Annotated in this window: 15 protein-coding genes; 10 read left to right on the forward strand and 5 right to left on the reverse strand. The window is 73.0% G+C overall.

Translation table 11 applies throughout. The annotated features are described in order from the left end of the window. Window positions 1–6 precede the first annotated feature (6 nt). Genes ACFY3U_RS07350 through ACFY3U_RS07370 form a run of 5 tightly spaced genes read left to right on the forward strand, consistent with a single transcriptional unit; the run spans window position 7 to window position 6,959 of the window. Window positions 7–1,497, forward strand: coding sequence for an FtsW/RodA/SpoVE family cell cycle protein (locus tag ACFY3U_RS07350; RefSeq protein WP_387196434.1), 1,491 nt, complete (start codon window positions 7–9; stop codon window positions 1,495–1,497). Beyond that, window positions 1,494–2,999 carry a peptidoglycan D,D-transpeptidase FtsI family protein gene (locus ACFY3U_RS07355; protein ID WP_387196437.1) on the forward strand — a complete coding sequence of 502 codons (1,506 nt, stop codon included), beginning with the start codon at window positions 1,494–1,496 and terminating at the stop codon, window positions 2,997–2,999. Before ACFY3U_RS07350 ends, ACFY3U_RS07355 begins: the two co-directional genes overlap by 4 nt. A gap of 1 nt (window position 3,000) precedes the next feature. Then, complete coding sequence (locus ACFY3U_RS07360) at window positions 3,001–4,437, forward strand: protein kinase (RefSeq protein ID WP_387196439.1); 1,437 nt, start codon at window positions 3,001–3,003, stop codon at window positions 4,435–4,437. After that, the gene (pknB, locus tag ACFY3U_RS07365) at window positions 4,434–6,257 is read left to right on the forward strand and encodes a Stk1 family PASTA domain-containing Ser/Thr kinase (RefSeq protein WP_387196441.1); all 1,824 of its coding nucleotides are present in this window, start codon (window positions 4,434–4,436) and stop codon (window positions 6,255–6,257) included. The genes ACFY3U_RS07360 and pknB overlap by 4 nt, the downstream gene beginning before the upstream one ends. A gap of 24 nt (window positions 6,258–6,281) precedes the next feature. Beyond that, a complete protein-coding gene (locus tag ACFY3U_RS07370) occupies window positions 6,282–6,959 on the forward strand; it encodes a vancomycin high temperature exclusion protein (RefSeq protein WP_387196444.1) in 678 nt (225 codons plus the stop codon). A gap of 3 nt (window positions 6,960–6,962) precedes the next feature. Here the strand turns inward: ACFY3U_RS07370 and ACFY3U_RS07375 are convergent, their stop codons facing one another. The 4 genes from ACFY3U_RS07375 to ACFY3U_RS07390 are packed head-to-tail and all read right to left on the reverse strand — an operon-like array spanning window position 6,963 to window position 10,689. Then, window positions 6,963–7,613: an aminodeoxychorismate/anthranilate synthase component II gene (locus ACFY3U_RS07375; RefSeq protein WP_387196448.1), complete on the reverse strand. Its 651-nt coding sequence runs from the start codon at window positions 7,611–7,613 to the stop codon at window positions 6,963–6,965. 5 nt (window positions 7,614–7,618) lie between these two features. Next, on the reverse strand, window positions 7,619–7,915 hold the full coding sequence (locus ACFY3U_RS07380; RefSeq protein WP_387196451.1) for a hypothetical protein: 297 nt from the start codon (window positions 7,913–7,915) through the stop codon (window positions 7,619–7,621). Window positions 7,916–7,921: 6 nt separating this feature from the next. After that, window positions 7,922–9,886, reverse strand: a complete 1,965-nt coding sequence (locus tag ACFY3U_RS07385; RefSeq protein ID WP_387196454.1) for a class E sortase — start codon at window positions 9,884–9,886, stop codon at window positions 7,922–7,924. Continuing rightward, a complete protein-coding gene (locus ACFY3U_RS07390) occupies window positions 9,883–10,689 on the reverse strand; it encodes a DUF881 domain-containing protein (protein WP_387196457.1) in 807 nt (268 codons plus the stop codon). The genes ACFY3U_RS07385 and ACFY3U_RS07390 overlap by 4 nt, the downstream gene beginning before the upstream one ends. Before the next feature lie 231 nt (window positions 10,690–10,920). On the opposite strand from ACFY3U_RS07390, the gene ACFY3U_RS07395 reads away from it, so the two are divergent. Then, the gene (locus ACFY3U_RS07395; protein WP_387196460.1) at window positions 10,921–11,184 is read left to right on the forward strand and encodes a cell division protein CrgA; all 264 of its coding nucleotides are present in this window, start codon (window positions 10,921–10,923) and stop codon (window positions 11,182–11,184) included. A gap of 326 nt (window positions 11,185–11,510) precedes the next feature. Then, entirely contained in the window at window positions 11,511–13,712 is a 2,202-nt protein-coding gene (locus tag ACFY3U_RS07400; RefSeq protein WP_387196463.1) for a heterodisulfide reductase-related iron-sulfur binding cluster, read from the forward strand. Window positions 13,713–13,965: 253 nt separating this feature from the next. Here ACFY3U_RS07400 and ACFY3U_RS07405 read toward each other — a convergent pair whose 3' ends face one another. Beyond that, window positions 13,966–14,640 (reverse strand): GPP34 family phosphoprotein, encoded by a 675-nt coding sequence (locus ACFY3U_RS07405; RefSeq protein WP_387196466.1) that lies wholly within the window; start codon window positions 14,638–14,640, stop codon window positions 13,966–13,968. A 107-nt stretch (window positions 14,641–14,747) separates the two neighbouring features. Here ACFY3U_RS07405 and ACFY3U_RS07410 point away from each other — a divergent pair, with 107 nt between their 5' ends. The 3 genes from ACFY3U_RS07410 (at window position 14,748) to ACFY3U_RS07420 (ending at window position 18,228) form a co-directional block, all read left to right on the forward strand. Beyond that, window positions 14,748–16,052 carry a hemolysin family protein gene (locus ACFY3U_RS07410; protein ID WP_387197587.1) on the forward strand — a complete coding sequence of 435 codons (1,305 nt, stop codon included), beginning with the start codon at window positions 14,748–14,750 and terminating at the stop codon, window positions 16,050–16,052. Beyond that, the gene (locus ACFY3U_RS07415) at window positions 16,045–17,049 is read left to right on the forward strand and encodes a hemolysin family protein (protein ID WP_387196469.1); all 1,005 of its coding nucleotides are present in this window, start codon (window positions 16,045–16,047) and stop codon (window positions 17,047–17,049) included. Before ACFY3U_RS07410 ends, ACFY3U_RS07415 begins: the two co-directional genes overlap by 8 nt. Window positions 17,050–17,226: 177 nt before the next feature. After that, window positions 17,227–18,228, forward strand: coding sequence for an NlpC/P60 family protein (locus ACFY3U_RS07420; RefSeq protein ID WP_387196472.1), 1,002 nt, complete (start codon window positions 17,227–17,229; stop codon window positions 18,226–18,228). The last annotated feature ends 90 nt before the right edge of the window (window positions 18,229–18,318 follow it).

The raw sequence follows: 18,318 nt of genomic DNA on the forward strand, positions 1-18,318 counted from the left end.
CCGATCGTGACCGCAGCGGCCACACCGGCAGCATCGCCGGCCAGCACGGGCGAGCAGCCCGGCGTACGTCTGGCGCGGTCCCGGCGCAACGCCGAACTGTCGCTGCTGCTGCTGGCGATGGTGCTGGTCGCGGCGTACGGGGCGATCGTCGAGGCGAACATGCTCGACACGGTCACCCCGGACTTCTGGATGCCGGCCGCCGTGCTGGGCGCGCTCTTCCTCGGCATGCACCTGGTGATCCGCTGGCTCGCCCCGTACGCCGATCCGGCGCTGCTGCCGGCGGTGGCCCTGCTCAACGGCATCGGGGTGGGCTTCCTGCGCCGGCTGGACCTGGCCAAGGCCACCCCGCCCGAGCGGGAGACGCTGGCCATCTTCGCCGGGACCGGGGGCCGGCAACTCGCCTGGACCCTCGCCTCGGTGGTGCTGGCCGCCCTGCTGCTGTTCATCATGAAGGACCACCGGGCGGTCTCCCGGTACGCGTACACCCTGGGCCTGGCCGGCATCGTGCTGGTGATGATTCCGGCGGTGCTGCCGGCGCAGTACTCCGAGATCTACGGCGCCAAGCTGTGGATCCGGGTCGGCGGGTTCAGCATCCAGCCGGGTGAGTTCGCCAAGCTCGCCCTGCTCGCCTTCTTCGCCTACTACCTGGTCCGCAAGCGCGAGGTGCTCTCGCTGGCCAGTCGGCGGGTGCTCGGCATCGACTTCCCGCGCGGGCGGGACCTCGGGCCGGTCATCGCGGTCTGGGCGTTGTCGCTGCTGGTGCTGGTCTTCGAGAAGGACCTGGGCACCTCGCTGCTGTACTTCGGCATGTTCGTGGTGACCCTCTACATCGCCACCGAACGGGTCAGTTGGCTGATCATCGGTCTGCTGCTGTTCTTCGGCGGCGCCTACCTCGCGTACGTGCTGGGCGGCACGATCGGCGGCCCGTTCGCCAACTTCCACCTGCGGGCCGAGATCTGGCTCGACCCGTTCTCCGACCCGACGGACAAGGGCTACCAACTCGTCCAGGGCCTGTTGGCGCTGGGCAGTGGCGGCCTGTTCGGCACCGGGCCGGGGGCCGGTGAGCCGCTGCTCACCCCCGAGGTGCAGAACGACTTCATCTTCGCCGGCATCGGCGAGGAGATCGGCCTGTTCGGGCTGACCGCGCTGCTGGTCACCTACCTGCTGATCGTGGAGCGCGGGCTGCGGGCCGGGCTGGCCGTCCGGGACTCGTTCGGCAAGCTGCTCGCCGGCGGTCTCGCCTTCACCCTCGGCCTCCAGGTGTTCGTGATCGTGGGCGGGATCAGCAAGCTCATCCCGCTGACCGGCCAGACCACCCCGTTCCTGTCCGCCGGCGGCTCGTCGCTGATGGCCAACTGGCTGCTGATCGCGGTGCTGCTGCGGGTCTCCGACGCGGCCCGCCGGCCGGTGACCACCGCCGGTGGCCCGGCGGCCCGCCCCGCCGGCACCCCGCCGGAGCAACTGCACGGTGCCCCCACGGAGGTGATCAAGCCGTGAACGCACCACTGCGCCGGGTCGGCGTCGTCGTCCTGATCCTGTTCGGCCTGCTTTTCGCGAACCTGAACTGGATCCAGGCCTACAAGGCCGACGAGTACCGCAACAGCGACTACAACGGCCGGGTCCAGGTCGCCGAGTACAAGAACCGCCGGGGCAACATCGAGGCCGGCGGCACCGCGTTCGCCACCAGCAAGGAGACCGGCGGCAAGCTGCGCTTCCAGCGGGTCTACCCGGGCGGGTCGAAGTACGCGCACGTGCTCGGCTACAAGCCGGTGAACCTCGGCGAGGTGGGCATCGAGCGGACCGAGAACGACTTCCTGGCCGGCACCAGCGACGCGCTGATCGCCAACCGGATCAAGGACATGTTCACCGGCGACGAGAGCGGCGGCGGCAACGTGCTGCTGACCATCTCCAAGCGTGCCCAGGACACCGCGTACGCGCAGCTGCGCGACAACAACGTCGGGGCGGAGAAGGGCGCGGCGATCGCCATCGACCCGCGTACCGGCGCGGTGCAGGCGCTGGTGTCGATGCCCAGCTTCGACCCGAACCCGCTGGTCAGCCACGACACCGACGAGGCCGCTGCGGCGTACAACCGGTACAACAAGGACCCGGACCGCCCGCTGGCGAACCGCGCCCTGTCCGAGACCCTGCCACCCGGCTCCACCTTCAAGATCGTGGTGGCCGCCGCGGCGCTGGAGAACGGCGTCACCAAGACCACCCAGATCCCGGCCGGGTCGAGCTACACGCCGCCCACCTCGGGCGCGGCGATCAAGAACGCCGCCCCGTCGATCTGCCCCGAGCCGCAGGTCACCCTGATCGAGGCGGTCACCGAGTCGTGCAACACCGGCTTCGCCCAGCTGGGCGTGAAGCTGGGCGCGGACGCCGTCAAGAAGAAGGCCCGGGAGTTCGGCTTCGGGCAGGAGGACCTCACCGTCGGGCAGCTCAACGAGGGCGGGCTGACGGTGGCGGCCAGCGAGACCGGCGACATCACGGCGCCCGGCGGCGGCACCGACCCGGCCGCGCTGGCGCAGTCCTCGATCGGCCAGCGGGACGTGCGGATGACCCCGCTGGAGGGCGCGATGATCGCCGGGGCGGTCGCCAACGGCGGCAGCCAGATGCGGCCGTACCTGGTCAAGCAGCTGCTCGCGCCGGACCGCACCACCAGCATCTACAACGCCGACCCGCGCGAGCTGCGCCGGCCGGTCACTGGCCAGGTGGCGAGCGACCTGCGGGACATGATGGTCAGCGTGGTGAAGAACGGCACCGGCAAGCGGGCGCAGTTCGAGGGCTACACGGTGGGCGGCAAGACCGGCACCGCGCAGTCCGCGCCCGGCCGGCCCGACCACGGCTGGTTCATCGGGTTCGCGCTCGACGCCAACGGCAACGCGGTCTCCGCGGTCTGCGTCGAGCTGGAGGAGGCCGGCGCCGGCGGCAGCTCCGAGGCGGCCCGGATCGGCGGCCAGATCATGCGGGCGGCGATCTCCGACTCCGGGGGGCGCTGACATGCTCAGCCCCGGCGTCCAGCTCGGCAACCGCTACCGCCTCGACGAGCGGATCGCCAGCGGCGGCATGGGCGACGTCTGGCGCGGCACCGACCAGGTGCTGGGCCGTACGGTGGCGGTGAAGAGCCTTCTCCCGGCGCTGCTCGACGACCCCGACTTCGCCGAGCGGTTCCGCGGCGAGGCGCGCACGATGGCCACCATCAACCACCCCGGCGTGGTCGACGTCTATGACTTCGGCAGCGACCAGCAGATCGCCTTCCTGGTGATGGAGTACATCGAGGGCGACGCGTTGTCGGCCACCCTGAGCCGGGTCGGCCGGCTCACCCCGGCCCGCACCATGGCGCTCGTCGCGCAGGCCGCCGAGGCGCTGCACGCCGCCCACGAGAAGGGCATCGTGCACCGCGACGTCAAGCCGGGCAACCTGCTGGTCCGGCCGAACGGCACGCTGGTGCTGACCGACTTCGGCATCGCCCGCTCGGACATGGTCGCCCAGCTCACCGCCGCCGGCTCGGTGCTCGGCACCGCCTCGTACATCTCCCCCGAGCAGGCCACCGGCGCGGTCGCCACCCCCGCCTCGGACGTGTACGCGCTCGGCGTGGTCGCGTACCAGTGCCTGGCCGGCCGGCGCCCGTTCGAGGGCGACAACCCGCTCGAGATCGCGATGAAGCACGTCCGGGACACCCCGCGACCGCTGCCCGGTGACATCCCGCCGCAGGTGCGGGCGATCGTGGAGCGGGCGCTGGCCAAGGACCCGGCGCACCGCTGGCCGAGCGCCGCCGCGCTGGCCTCGGTGGCCCGGCAGGCCAAGGCCGCGCTCTCCCAGCAGGCCCGCACGACCGGCCAGGCCCGACCGGTCTCGGCCGCGCCGGCGTCAGCGACCGGCCAGGCCCGCCCGATCTCCGCCGCGCCGGCCTCCCCGGCGGCGCCGTCGGTGGCCCGCGCCCAGGTCCCGACCGGGCCGCACCAGCAGCAGCACCGGCCCACCGGGCAGCAGCACCGGCAGCCGGTGAGCGGCCAGGCCCGACCGCCGGTGGCCGCGCGGCACCCGCAGCAGCCACCGCGCCCGCCCGCCGCCGCGGTGCAGACCCGCGGCGCGGCGAGCGTGCCCCCGCCGCCCACCCGATCCGACCGATCGGTCGGGTACGCCCGGCAGCCGGTGCCCGCCCCGGCGCCGGCGCGGCGCTCCCGGTCCGGGATGGTCACCCTCGCCATCCTGCTGGCCGTGCTGGTGGTGGTCTGCTCCGGGGTGATCTCCTACCGGGCCCGGCAGGGAATGGGCGCCGGCGATCCCGGCGCGACGAACCAGCCGAGCGTGACATCCGGCGCGGTGCGGGCCTACGGGGGCGACGATGCCGCCCGGACGTCGTACCGTCGGGTGGTATGGATGCGACCGGGTGGCGGCGAGACGACGACGAGCGAAGGACGACGAACGCGATGACAGCGCAGGCCCGCCTGCTCGGTGGCCGGTACCAGGTCGGCGAGTTGCTCGGCTACGGCGGCATGGCCGAGGTGCACCGCGGTCGTGATCTCCGGCTCGGGCGGGACGTCGCGATCAAGATGCTCCGTACCGACCTGGCCCGGGACGCGACCTTCCAGATGCGGTTCCGCCGCGAGGCGCAGAACGCCGCGTCGCTGAACCACCCGGCGATCGTGGCCGTCTACGACACCGGGGAGGAGACCGCCCCGACCGGCGAGACGTTGCCGTTCATCGTGATGGAGTTCGTCAACGGGCGGACCCTCAAGGAGCTCCTCGGCGTCGAGGGCCGGTTGCAGCCGCGCCGGGCGCTGGAGATCTGCGCCGACATGTGCGCCGCGCTGGACTTCAGCCACCGGCACGGGATCATCCACCGGGACATCAAGCCCGGCAACGTGATGCTCACCCAGACCGGCCAGGTCAAGGTGATGGACTTCGGCATCGCCCGGGCGCTGGCCAGCGGCGCCACCACGATGACGCAGACCAGCGCGGTGATCGGCACGGCGCAGTACCTCTCCCCGGAGCAGGCGCGCGGCGAGGCCGTCGACGCCCGCTCCGACGTGTACGCCGCCGGCTGCGTCCTGTTCGAACTGCTCTGCGGGCACCCGCCGTTCGTCGGTGACAGCCCGGTGAGCGTGGCCTACCAGCACGTACGGGAGGCGCCGCCGACGCCGAGCGACATCAACCCGGACGTCAACCCGGCGGTCGACGCGATCGTCCTCAAGGCCCTGTCGAAGAACCCGCTGAACCGCTACCAGAGCGCCGGCGAGATGCGCGCCGACCTGCTGCGCGCCGCCGCTGGTCGGCCGGTGCTCGCCACCCCGGTGATGCCGCAGGACGAGACGGCGCACCTGGCGCCGGCCGCCGGCGGCTACCCGACCCAGGTGGTCGGCGGTGCCCAGACCCGGCAGATCCCGGCCCGGGTCGGCGACCCCGGTCGGCGCAAGAGCTCGGCGTGGGTGATCGCGGCGTTCGCGGCGGTGGGTGTGCTGGCGGTGATCGCGCTGGTCGCGGCGCTGCTGATGCAGGACAAGGGCAAGGAGAAGGCCACCGTCCCCGATCTCACCGGCCAGTCCCAGGTCGCGGCCTTCCAGACGATCCAGCAGGCCGGCCTCAGCCCGGTTGCCGGCAACCCCGTCTTCAACGCCACCTGCAAGAAGAACACCGTGGTGCAGCAGGATCCGAAGCCGAACGCGGTGGTGGAGAAGAGCGACCGGGTCACCGTCCAGGTCTGCGGCGGCCCGCAGAGCGTCACCGTGCCCGACAACCTGGTCGGCGGGACCTTCGAGAGCGTGGATGCCACGCTGAAGGACAAGCACCTGAGGGTCATTCGCAAGGATGAGGACAGCGGCCGGGAGAAGGGCACCGTCACCAGGTTGGACCCACCCTCCGGCACTCAGACGACCGAGAACGCGCCGGTTACGGTCTACGTGTCGAAGGGCAACCAGGAGGAAGTCCCCAAGGTCGTCGGCCTCGACGAGGCCGAGGCGAAGGCGATCCTGGACGCTCGCGGATATGACGTGAAGAGGCGGAACGGCGACGAGGCGCGGACGCCCGGCGACGCCGGCAAGGTTCAGAGCCAGAACCCTGACCCGGGAACGAAGCTGAACAGGGGTAAGACCGTCACCATCGACATCTGGACGGCGCCGCCGACCGAGGAGCCGACCCCGCCGGCCACCCCCACGCCGACCGCCCCCACACCGCCCACCCCCACCCCGACGGGCGGCACCGGCGGCGGCCAGCCCCTGCCGACCCTCCCGCCGGTACGCCTGCCCGCCGAGTGACCCGGCCACGCTGAGGGTCGGCCCGTGATCGCGCTGCTAGTCCGCCGTCACCGGCGACGACTCGCCCTGCTCGCCGGGCTGACTCTCGTCGCGGTGCTGCTCACCAGCCTGCCGTGGCTCTGGACCACACTCAGCGCCCGCGGTCACCGGTACGACGTGGCCGACGCGCCGACCGCCGACGTGGTGATCGTGCTGGGCACCGGGGTGGCTCCGGACCGGCGAGAGCCGGACGACCGGCTCGCGGGTCGACTGGAGACCGCCGCCGAGCTGGTGAAGGCGGGTCGGGGCCGGGCGCTGCTGGTCTCCGGTGACGCGGGCGGGACGTCCGGCGACGAGCCGGCGGTGATGACGTCCTACCTGACCGAACGGCTGGGGATCGACCCACGTCGGGTGGTCGCCGACCCGTACGGGCTGGACACCTACGACACCTGCATCAGGGCCCGGGACGTGTACGGGGTCCGGCGAGCCCTGATCGTGACGCAGTCGTACCACCTGTCCCGGGCGGTCACCCTCTGCCGGCACCTCGGCATCGACGCCGACGGCGTGGCCGCCCGCTGTTCCGGCTGCGATCCCGGGGTGCTGCTGGGCAAGGCGGTCCGGGACTACCTGGCCAGCGGCAAGGCGGCCTGGGACGTGCTCCGGCAACGCCCTCCCGCGGTGCGCTCGCCCGCCGACACCACCCTGCGGGACGCGCTGGGCTGAGGCTCAGTTCGTGGCGAAGGCGGAGCGCCGCCGGGCGTCCACCTCGGCGGCCAGCTCCGGTGCCCGCTCCAGCGCCTCCGGGTGCCCGCACGAGGCCAGCCAGTTCGCCAGCATCAGGTGGCCGCCCTCGGTCAGCACCGACTCCGGGTGGAACTGCACGCCCTCGATCGGCAGCGTCCGGTGTCGCATCGCCATCACCACGCCGGAGCTGGTCCAGCCGGTGACCTCCAGCTCGTCGGGCAGCGTCTCGGGCAGCACCGCCAGCGAGTGGTAGCGGGTGGCGGTGAACGGGTCGGGCAGCCCGGCCAGCACCCCGACGGAGTGGTGCCGTACCTCGGAGGTCTTGCCGTGCAACAGCTCCGGGGCGCGGGTGACGGTCGCGCCGAACGCCTCGCCGATCGCCTGGTGACCGAGGCAGACGCCGAAGATGGGCAGCTTCCCGGCGTACTCCCGGATCACGTCCAGGCAGATGCCGGCGCGGTCCGGGCTGCCCGGCCCGGGCGAGAGCAGCACACCGGCGGCGCCGGCGCGGCCGACGTCGGCGACGTCGATCTCGTCGTTGCGGCGCACCTCGCACTCCACGCCGAGCTGGCCGAGGTACTGCACCAGGTTGAACACGAACGAGTCGTAGTTGTCGATGACCAGGACGCGCATGCGGCTCACTCGCTCGGTGACGCGGACGGGGGCGGGGTGTTGTTCTGATCGGTCTCGTACGGCAGGTCGTGCTCGTCCCCGGTCGGCGCGTTCCCGGTCGGCGCGTCCCGGTCCACGCCGGAGTCGCCGCCTGGGGTGCCCGAGTCCTGGGTGACCTGCACGTCGTCGAAGGGCAGCAGCGGTTCAGCCCACGGGAAGACCACGTACCACAGCAGCGCCACCGTGGCGGCGGTGAGCAGCAGCGAGCCGATCAGCTTGCCGGGCAGGCCGAAGGGCAGCTTGCGCCAGATCCAGGAGTACATCTGTCCTCAGGCTCCCAGCTCCGCCGGTCGTCCCGCCGACTTGGCCTGGGCGTGGTCCAGCTCGGCGTGCACGATCAGGCGCTGGTAGTTGTCGAACTTCGGGTTGCAGGTGGTCAGCGTGAGCAGCTTCTGGGTCGGCTTGGCGCTCGGCTCCATCGGCACCGGAGCGACCACCTCGACCTGGTCGGGCCGGACGATCCGGGTCTTGTAGATTTTGTAGATGTACCACTCGGTCTGGGTCTCCAGCACGACCGTGTCACCGGTGTCCAGCTCGTCCAGCCGCCAGAAGGTGGCCCGGTTGCGGTGCCCGGCAACCGAGAAGTTGCCGACCTGGCCCGGCAGCGCGCTCTTCGGGTAGTGGCCGGGCGCGTACCGGATGTCCTGCGGGGTGACGCCCTCGACCACCACCCAGTTCTTCTGCAGCTTGGGGATGTAGAGCCCGGCGATCGGCTTGCCCTCCACCGGCGCCTTGGGCTTGGCGGGCTGACCCGGGCCGACCGTCGGGTCGCCGGTCGGCCCCCAGGCCTGCGCCAGCTGCTGGCTGAGGTCGTTCTGGTGGGCGTCGACGATCGCCGACTTGCCCCAGATCTCGTAGCCGGCGAAGAGCAGCACCACCAGCCCGAACGTGATCAGCAGCTCGCCGCTGACCCGTACGCCGGTGCGCAGCCGGGAGGCCAGCGACGGTCGGGTCAGCTCCGAGTAGACGCTCTTGTAGCCCTCGCCGGTCTGGTGCGGGCGCAGCTGCACCACCCGCTCGCCGCGCCGGGGTGCGGGCGGCTCGGCGGGGACGGCGGCGTCGCTGTCGGCGATCTCCGGCTTGGGCGGCACGGCGCCCATCAGCGCGGTGGAGTCCAGCGGCGGCTGCGCGGGGCGCGGTCGGCCCGGCACAGCGGGGATCACCGCGGTCGCGGCCGGGTCCGCCGGTGGCTCCTGGCCGCCCCACCGCCCCGGTCCGCGTTCCGGTCCCGTGGGCCCGCGCTCCGGTCCCGCCGGGCCGCCTTCCGCTCTGGCCGAGCGGGGTACGCCCTCGGCCGCCGCCGCGCGGAACGCCCCCTCGGCCGCCGCCGCGCGGAACGCGCCCTCGGCCTGCGGTGAGCGCGCGGTGCCGTCGGCCGGTGGCGACCGGAAGGTGTCCGGAGTCGCGCTGGGCCGGCCTGCGTCGGCACCGGCGGGGTGGCCGGTGACCTTGGGGATGAACGCCGTGGGCGCCTCCGCCGGTGGCCGTACGACCTCCCAGGGCTGCTCGGGCGGTGGCGAGCCGGGCCCGACCTGCTGGGCCGGCCGGGACGCCGGCCCGGGCTGCTGGGCGGGGCGGGACGCCGATCCGCGACCGGTGACCTCGTCGGTGCCGGCCGACGTCGGCGGAGCCGGCGAGACCGGTGGGGCGGCGGGCCGGCCGGCGAACGACGGCCCCGGTGCGGCGGCCGCGGGGCGCTGCCCGGGGGAGGTCGGTGCGGACGCCGGCGAGCCGGTGGGCCGGTGGGCGGTGTTGCCCGGCCAGGCGGGCGGGGCGGACCGGGCCGCGTCCGAATCGGGCGGGGCGGAGCGCGTGGGCCCGCTCGACTGGGGCGCGGCCCGGGCCGGCGACACGGGCGCGGAAGGAGCGGCTCGAGTCGGACCGTCCGGCGCCGGCGGCGACCCGGCCGGGGACGACCAGCCCGGGCCGACGTCCGACCGCGGCGGCCGGCGGCCCTGCTCGACGCCGGGCGCGCCGGCAGCGGTGGACCGGCGGGGCGGCAGGACCGGGTCGGGCCAGCGCCCCGTCGGGCCGGGCCGGGCGGTGGTCGGCGACCCGGAGCGGCCGTTCGGCTGCGCCGCCGAGCGGTCGGGCGCGTTCGGCGCGGCGCGGTCGGGTGCCCGGGGCGCGGAGCGGTCGGGGGTGCGCGGCGTCGAGCGGTCGACCTTGGGGATGAAGGCGGTCGGGTCGTCAGCCTGGTCGCGGTGCCGGGGGCTGCCGCCCTCGTGGGTCATCGCGGCACCGTCGCTGATCGCAGCGCGGTCGAGTCCTCAAAGGCCGGGACGGTCACCGAGGAGACGGTCTCGGAGTAGCCGAGCCCGTATTGGTCGGCCGCCTGCTTGAACCACATGACTCCCTCAGACCCGGCGAGGGCCTGCTGGAGGGCAGCGGGATCGCCGATTGCTACGATCTTGAAAGGTGGCGAGTACACCCGCCCGTGCAGCAGGAGGGTGTTACCGACGCAGCGTACCGCGCTGGTGGACAGCACGCGGACGTTCATGATTGACATGGCCTCGGCGCCACCGGCCCAGAGCGCGTTGACCACCGCCTGCACGTCGCCCTGGTGGACGACCAGCTCGTCGTTGGTGGCGCCCTTGGGTAGCTTGCCGTCGGGGCGCGGGGGCGCGTCGTCCAGCTCGACCACCAGCCCCTGGCCGGCCAGCGCGGTGAAGCCGGCCGCCTGCTCGCTGCGGGCGGCCCGGTCCCGCTGCTCCTTGACCGGGCCGTTGGTGTCGGCCAGTGCCGCGGTCAGGCCCTCCACGTCGGCGCGCAGCCGGGCCGCGCGCAGCTCGCTGGCCGCCACCTGCTCGCGCCGGTCCTCGATCAGCTGGGTGAGCTCGGGTCGCCGGTCCTCCCGCAGGGCGGTGCCGCCCGCGGTGGTCGCGGTGGTGGTGAACAGCAGCCCGGCCGCGGCGGCGATCAGTGGCACACCGAACGTCCAGCCGGACCGGCGAGGCCCGCCGCGCCGCGGCAGCAGCCCGACGACCGCCCGTCGCATGGCCTTCTGCCAGGACGCCGCGCCGGATGTGTACTCCACCGAGCGTTCCTTCCCCGTCGTCTGCCTGGTGCCCGCCACGCCGCGGGCCGGTACGTCCGACCGGAACGCCGCCACCCGATCCGGTCACTCCGTGCACCGGAGAAGACCCCATTCGTGGCTTGGACGGCCCGTCGGGACTACGCTAGCTGTCGAACATTATTGGCCATGGACCGTCGCCCCCGCGCCCGGTTGTCAGGCCGGACGAGGTCGTCACCCCCTCTGGAGAGCGTCGTGCCCAAGTCTCAGGTCCGCAAGAAGAAGGTGTACACCCCGCCGACGGACGTGCGTCCGACGACGGCGGCGGCGACGCGCAAGCCTAGCCCGGTGTGGCTGCCGGCGACCGCGGTCGCGCTGATCGTCGGTGGCATCGGCTGGCTGGTGGTCTACTACCTCTCCGAGCAGCAGTACCCGGTCGCCTCGTGGCACTACTGGAACCTCGCGGTGGGCTTCGGCGCGATGGTCGCCTCGCTGATCCTGCTCTCCCGCTGGCGCTGACCCGCTGACGCCCGGCCCGGTCCCCCGCCCGGGGGCCGGGCCGACTCCTGTCGGCGGTCGCGGGGGTACGTCACGCCCGGACGCCCCTGTCCGGCGGGTGCGTGCGGGCCCACCTAAGGTGTGGCGCAGGGCGGCGCGGCCCGCTGCGAGATGACTCACGTTACTGCTGGGTAACCTTGCGCGTAGGCTGCACTGCATGACCGAGCGGAGCGAGGTCATCGACCGGTCCGGTCGTCGGTGCGGCAGCGGCGTCACGCCGACACCGCCCTGACCCGGCCCCGGTCGCCGAGCCGCTCGACCAGGCAGCAGACCGGGAGGCCAACTCGATGGGCAGCGTCCAGATCGTCACAACGATCCTCGCGGCCGCCATCACCGCCGTGGCGGTGTGGCTTGCGGTACGCGCGATCATGAAGATGACGGCGGTCATCCGGCTGGGGCAACCCGCGCCCGAGCGCTTCGGCGACAAGGGCACCCGGACGAAGACCATGCTGACCGAGACCCTCGGGCACACCCGCATGCTCAAGTGGGGCGTGGTGGGTGCGGCGCACTGGACCGTGATGGTCGGTTTCATCGTGCTGTCGCTGCTGGTGCTCGAGGCGTACTTCGAGGTGGTCACCCCGACCGGCGGCCTGCCGATCATCGGGAGCTGGACGATCTTCGGCCTGGCCACCGAGTGGATCGGCATCCTCGGCCTGGTCGGCATCCTGGTGCTGATGGCGATCCGGCTGCGCAACCGGCCCGCCCGCCCGGGGAACCGGTCCCGGTTCACCGGCTCGACGATGTGGCAGGGCTACTTCGTCGAGTGGATCGTGCTGCTGGTGCTGATCTTCGGCTTCGTGATCCGGGGCTTCAAGGTCGCCACCGACCACTTCGAGTACCCGGTCTGGGCCACCCCGCTCAGTCACGCGGTCGGCGGACTGCTGCCGGCCTGGCAGAACGGCGCCAGCGTCGCCGCGCTGATCAAGATCATCATTTCGATGACCTGGCTCATCGTCATCTCGCTGAACGTGACCATGGGTGTCGCCTGGCACCGCTTCCTGGCGTTCCCGAACATCTTCTTCAAGCGTGAGCCGGCCAAGGCCGCCGGCTCCGGTCTCGGCGCGCTGCGCCCGATGATGAGCGAGGGCAAGCCGCTCGACTTCGAGGAGGCCGACCCGGAGAAGGACCAGTTCGGCGTCGCCCAGGTCGAGCAGTTCACCTGGAAGGGCCTGCTGGACTTCAGCACCTGCACCGAGTGCGGCCGCTGCCAGTCGCAGTGCCCCGCGTGGAACACCGGCAAGCCGCTGTCGCCGAAGCTGCTGGTGCTCAGCCTGCGCGACCACGCGTACGCCAAGGCGCCGTACCTGCTGGCCGGCGGCGGCAAGGACCTCACCGGCGAGGAGAAGGCCACCCAGGCGCAGCTGGCCCACCTGGACGTGCTCTCCCTCGCCGAGGGCGACAAGCCGCTGATCGGCACGGCCGAGGAGGGCGGGGTCATCGACCCCGACGTGCTCTGGTCCTGCACCACCTGCGGCGCCTGCGTCGAGCAGTGCCCGGTCGACATCGAGCACGTCGACCACATCGTCGACATGCGCCGCTACCAGGTGCTGATCGAGTCGAGCTTCCCGTCCGAGGCCGGCGTGATGCTGCGCAACCTGGAGAACAAGGGCAACCCGTGGGGCGCCCCGCAGAACACCCGCGAGGACTGGACCAAGGGCCTCGACTTCGAGGTGCCCCGGGTCGGCGAGGTCGAGGACTTCGAGTACCTCTTCTGGGTCGGCTGCGCCGGCGCGTTCGAGGACCGGGCCAAGAAGACCACCCGGGCGGTCGCCACGCTGCTCAACGAGGCCGGCGTGAAGTTCGCCATCCTCGGTGAGGGGGAGACCTGCTCCGGTGACCCGGCCCGCCGGATCGGCAACGAGTTCGTCTTCCAGATGCTCGCCCAGCAGAACGTGGAGACGCTCAACGAGGCGTTCGAGGGCCGCGAGAAGGCCAAGCGCAAGATCGTCGCCACCTGCCCGCACTGCTTCAACACCCTGGGCAACGAGTACGGCCAGCTCGGCGGTGAGTTCGAGGTGGTGCACCACACCCAGTTGCTGGCCCACCTGGTCGCCACCGGCAAGCTGACCCCGGTGCAGCCGGTCGACGGCGGGGTCACCTACCACGACCCCTGCTACCTGGGCCGGCACAACCGGGTCTTCGCCGCCCCCCGTGAGGTTCTGGGCGACGCGATCAAGGGCGAGATCACCGAGATGCCGCGCAACAGCGAGCGCTCCTTCTGCTGCGGCGCCGGCGGCGCCCGGATGTGGATGGAGGAGAAGATCGGCAAGCGGATCAACGTGGACCGGGTCGAGGAGGCCATGTCCACCGGGGCCCGTACGGTCGCCGTCGGCTGCCCGTTCTGCTCGACGATGCTCAACGACGGGGTCAACGGCAAGGGCGCGGGCGAGGACGTCGAGGTCATCGACGTGGCGAGCGTGCTGCTGCGCTCGGTGAAGCCGGAGGGCGCCCCGGGCGACGAGCGCGAGGACGCGCCGGTCGCCGGCTGAGGTCGTACCCCTGGAACGTCGACGGGGGGGGCCCCCCCCCCCGGGGGGGCCCCCCGGGGGGGGCGGGGGGGGCGGGGGCCCCCCCCGGGGGGGCCCCGGGGGGGGGGGGGGCCGGGGGGGGGGCGGGGGGGGGGGGGGGGGCGGGGGGCCCCCCGGGGGCGGGGGGGCGGGGCGCCGCGGGGGGGGGGCCCGGGCCGCCCCCCCCCCCGGCGGGGGGGGCCCCCCCCCGCGGGGGGGGCCCCCGCCGGTCGCGTCAGGAGCTGCCGGTGATGACCACGGTGGTCGCCGCGGTCGTGGCGATCATGATGGCGGCCTGGGTCTGCTCGATGGCCCTGCGGGTCGCCGCGGACGCCCAGTCGCCCGCGCTGATCTCCGCCAGCCGGGCCTTGACCCGGTCCTTCGGCAGGTCGCGGAAGAGCTTGCGGTCCAACCCGACGGCGCGGGTCAACGCGACCAGCGCGGCCGTCCGGGCGTCCACCGGCCCGTCCGCCGCCACCGCGGCGAGCATCCGCTGCCGGGCCGCCGTCTCCGCCGCCGGCTCCGCGCCGGTCGGCGACGGATAGCGGGTACGGGGAAAGAGCCCGAGCACCCGGTCGGCGTCCCGGCGGAGCACCCCGCGGTCGACCAGCCCGTCGAGCACCCGGTCGGGCAGCTGCTTGGCCAGCCGGCCGATCCAGTCCTTCGGCTTGCGGGCCCTGCCCTCGGCCGCCAACCGGGCCAGGGCGTCGTCCAGCACCGGGTGCCCCACCGGGGTGGGGTCGGTGACCACCAGCCGGTCGTCGACCACCTCGACCCGTCGGGCGAGCGCGAGCTCCAGCAGCAGCGCCCCGGCGAGCCCGTAGTCCAGGTGCGGTCGGCCGAGCCGGTTGGTGCCGGCGTCGTCGTAGGCGAGCAGGACCAGCTCGTCGGCGAGGGTGAGAGTGTCCATGCGTCCACGCTAGCTTCGGCCCGCCAGCCGGACGGTGGGTGAACTACTGCCGCGGGGCGACCCGTGGAACAATCTCGCTCATCGACGGTCTGCTGCTCGGCGCGCTGTTGCCCCTGGTCGGCTTCGTGCTGCTGACCGCCGGCAACGCGTTCTTCGTCGCGGCCGAGTTCGCCCTCGTCACGGTGGACCGCGCGGAGATCGACCGGCGGGCCGACGCCGGCGACGGCGCGGCCGCCACCGTGCGCCGGGCGCTGCGGGAGCTGTCCTTCCAGCTCTCCGGTGCGCAGCTCGGCATCACCCTGACCGCGCTGCTCACCGGCTATCTCGCCGAGCCGGCGCTGTCCCGGCTCTTCGACCCGCTGCTGCGGCGCCTGGGTGACGCCGACCGGTTCAGCCCGCTGCTCGCTCTGGCCCTGGCCACCCTGATCTCGATGCTCTTCGGCGAGCTGGTGCCCAAGAACCTGGCGTTGGCCCGGCCGATGCCGGCCGCGCTGGCCACCGCCGGGCCGATGCGCGGCTTCGCCCGCGCGTTCGGCTGGCTGATCTACGGGCTGAACACCTCGGCGAACCGGCTGGTCCGGCTGCTCGGGGTGGAGCCGCAGGAGGAGCTGGCCAGCGCCCGCTCTCCGGAGGAGCTGGGGCTGCTCGCGGCGATCTCGGCCCGGGCCGGCGCGCTACCGCCGGACACCGCGATGCTGCTGCGCCGCACCATCCGGTTCGGCGACAAGCGGGCCGCCGAGGCGATGACCCCGCGGGTGGACGTCGTCGCGCTGCGCGCCACCGCCACCGTCGCCGAGCTGCTGGAGGCGTCCCGGCAGACCGGTCGTACCCGGTTCCCGATCTTCGAGGAGACCCTGGACCTGGTCACCGGGGTCGCCGGGGTGCCCGACGCGCTCGGTGTCCCGCTGGCCCGGCGGACCTCCACCACGGTCGCGGCGGTGGCCCGCGAGCCGGTGTACGTCCCGGAGAGCCTCGACCTGGACGGCGTGCTGGCGGCCCTCAAGGACGCGGGCGCCGACCTGGCCATCGTGGTTGACGAGTACGGCGGCACGGACGGCGTGGTGACCGTCGAGGACCTGGTCGAGGAGCTGGTCGGGGAGATCGCCGACGAGTTCGACCCGGCCGCCGTGGACGACGCCGGGGCGGTGGAGTTGACCGCCCCGGGCGGCGAGCCGGTCCTGGTGGACGGGGTGCTGCGCTCCGACGAGCTGGCCGAGCAGACCGGCTTCCCGCTGCCCGAGGGCCCGTACGAGACGCTCGCCGGCTTCCTGATGGCCCGGCTGGGGCACATCCCGGTGCCCGGCGAGACGGTCGACGAGTCCGGGTACGAGTTCACCGTGGTCGAGGTGGAGCGGCACCGGATCGAGCAGGTCCGGGTGGTCCGTCCCGAGGAGCCGGACGGCGATGACTGAGCTGTTCGTCGCGGTACTGCTGCTGTTGGGCAACGCGTTCTTCGTGGGCAGCGAGTTCGCCCTGATCGCCTCCCGCCGGACGGCGGTGGAGCCGCTCGCCGCGACCTCGAAGCGGGCCCGCTGGGCGCTGTCGGCGATGAACCAGATCCCGTTGATGATCGCCGGGGCCCAGCTCGGCATCACGGTCTGCTCGCTGGGCCTGGGCGCGATCGCGGAACCGGCGCTGGCCCACCTGATCGAGCCGGTGTTCCACGGGGTGGGGCTGCCGGACGGCGCGGTCCACCCGGTCGCCTTCCTGATCGCGTTGGCCGTGGTGGTCTTCCTGCACACCGTGGTCGGCGAGATGGTGCCGAAGAACATCACCCTGGCCGGGCCGGAGCCGTCCGCGCTCTGGCTGGGCCCCGCCATGCTGGCGTTCTGCGTGGCCACCAAGCCGCTGCTGCTGGCCATGAAGTGGGCGGCACGCCAGGTGCTGCGGCTGTGGGGGGTCGAGGCGACCGAGGCGGTGAAGACGGTCTTCACCGCCGAGGAGCTGGCCGGCCTGGTGTCGCAGGCGCGCACCGAGGGGCTGCTCGACGCCGAGGAGCACGCCCGGATCACCGGGGCGCTCGCGCTGCACCGGCGGACGGCCGCGGACGCCCTGCAACCCTGGTCGACGGTGACCACGGTGGCCGAGGACGTCTCACCGGCGTCGCTGGAGGTGCTGGCCACCCGTACCGGCCGGTCACGGTTTCCGGTGGTGCAGCGCTCGACCCGCCGGGTGCTGGGCTTCGTGCACGTCAAGGACGTCCTCGGGTACGCCGGGACGTCCCGGCGGGCCCCGGTGCCGGCGGAGATCTACCGGCCGCTGGCGGTGGTGCCGCCGGACCGCACGCTGGCGGATCTGCTGCTGGCGATGCGGCGCGAGCGACGGCACATGGTGCTGGTCAGCGACGGTCGCCGGCCCCTCGGGGTGGTGACGCTCGATGACGTATTGACGGCCATCGTGGGAAATTGAGTGCACACCCTTTGTGCGCAAGCGATTGCGCACACGTGATGGTGTGACCGCCCACCTTGATTCCGCTGCGCGCCTTCCCTAATGTTGCACCGGCCGCTGTGGGTCGTCTGCCTCCGTCTTCCCCTCTGCGAGGCGCCCGGCGGTCGGTTGCAAAGGAGTCGATGACCGGTGGCAACCATGCCCCCCCATCGTCACGCCCAGGGCCAGCGTTCGGCTCGACCGGCGGGCCTGCGCCGGGTCGTCCACCGCCTGCTCACCCTGGTCGCGGCCGCTGCCGTCGGCGCCGGGATGCTCGCCGTGCCGGCGCACGCCGCGCCCTCGCCGGAGGAGATCGAGGCGGCGATCGACAAGCAGTGGGAGCAGCTCGAGCCGACCATCGAGCAGTACAACGAGGTCCGGGCCAAGCTGAAGGTCAACCGCAAGAAGTCGGCGGACCTGCAGAAGAAGATCGAGCCGCTGGCGCTGCAGAGCGAGCTGGCGATGAGCCGGGTCGGCGACCTGGCGTCCCGCTACTACATGACCGGCCCCTCGCAGGAGCTGGGCGCGCTGCTGGTGAGCGCCAAGCCGAGCACCCTCACCGAGCAGCTGACCATGCTGGACCGCCTCGCCGCCAAGGAGCACAAGGACGTCGAGGGCGTGCTGGCGGTCCGCCGCAAGTACGACGGCGAGAAGCAGAAGCTCGACGCGCTGATCGCCGACCAGGCCGCCCAGGAGAAGCTGCTGGCGACCAAGAAGACGCAGATCAACGCCGAGATCAAGCGGCTGCAGGCGGCGATGCCGAAGACCACCGTCAAGGTGGACGGCTGCCCGACGGTCAACGGCGTGGTGAGCAGCGCGGCGCGTACCGCCATCCGGACGGCCTGCGCGCAGGTCGGTGACCCGTACGTGTGGGGCGCCACCGGGCCGAGCTCGTTCGACTGCTCCGGGCTGACCCAGTTCGCGTACAAGGCGGCGGGGATCTACCTCACCCACTTCACCGGTGCGCAGTGGGGCGAAGGCAAGTCGGTGTCCCGCTCGGAGGCGCGCCCCGGCGACCTGGTCTTCTTCTTCAGCGACCTGCACCATGTCGGCCTCTACCTGGGCGACGGCAAGATGGTGCACGCGCCGCGGACCGGTAAGCCGGTTCAGGTCACCAACATCGACTACATGCCCGTCGCGGGCTTCCGCCGGGTCAGCTGACCCGTCTGGCAATGGCGTGGGCCCCGGCGAGAGCCGGGGCCCTTTCGCCATCTGAGAACCATCAGTACGGAGCGTCACGGCAGGGCGGGT

The sequence above is a fragment of the Micromonospora sp. NPDC000089 genome (assembly GCF_042899365.1).
Lineage (GTDB): Bacteria > Actinomycetota > Actinomycetes > Mycobacteriales > Micromonosporaceae > Micromonospora.

Bases quoted from the DNA above. Each gene is read 5' to 3' on its own strand.
- ACFY3U_RS07385 (WP_387196454.1), bottom strand. From the start codon at position 9,886: ATGACCCACGAGGGCGGCAGCCCCCGGCACCGCGACCAGGCTGACGAC.
- ACFY3U_RS07400 (WP_387196463.1), top strand. From the start codon at position 11,511: ATGGGCAGCGTCCAGATCGTCACAACGATCCTCGCGGCCGCCATCACC.
- ACFY3U_RS07380 (WP_387196451.1), bottom strand. From the start codon at position 7,915: ATGTACTCCTGGATCTGGCGCAAGCTGCCCTTCGGCCTGCCCGGCAAG.
- ACFY3U_RS07360 (WP_387196439.1), top strand. From the start codon at position 3,001: ATGCTCAGCCCCGGCGTCCAGCTCGGCAACCGCTACCGCCTCGACGAG.
- pknB (WP_387196441.1), top strand. From the start codon at position 4,434: ATGACAGCGCAGGCCCGCCTGCTCGGTGGCCGGTACCAGGTCGGCGAG.
- ACFY3U_RS07420 (WP_387196472.1), top strand. From the start codon at position 17,227: ATGCCCCCCCATCGTCACGCCCAGGGCCAGCGTTCGGCTCGACCGGCG.
- ACFY3U_RS07375 (WP_387196448.1), bottom strand. From the start codon at position 7,613: ATGCGCGTCCTGGTCATCGACAACTACGACTCGTTCGTGTTCAACCTG.
- ACFY3U_RS07405 (WP_387196466.1), bottom strand. From the start codon at position 14,640: ATGGACACTCTCACCCTCGCCGACGAGCTGGTCCTGCTCGCCTACGAC.
- ACFY3U_RS07415 (WP_387196469.1), top strand. From the start codon at position 16,045: ATGACTGAGCTGTTCGTCGCGGTACTGCTGCTGTTGGGCAACGCGTTC.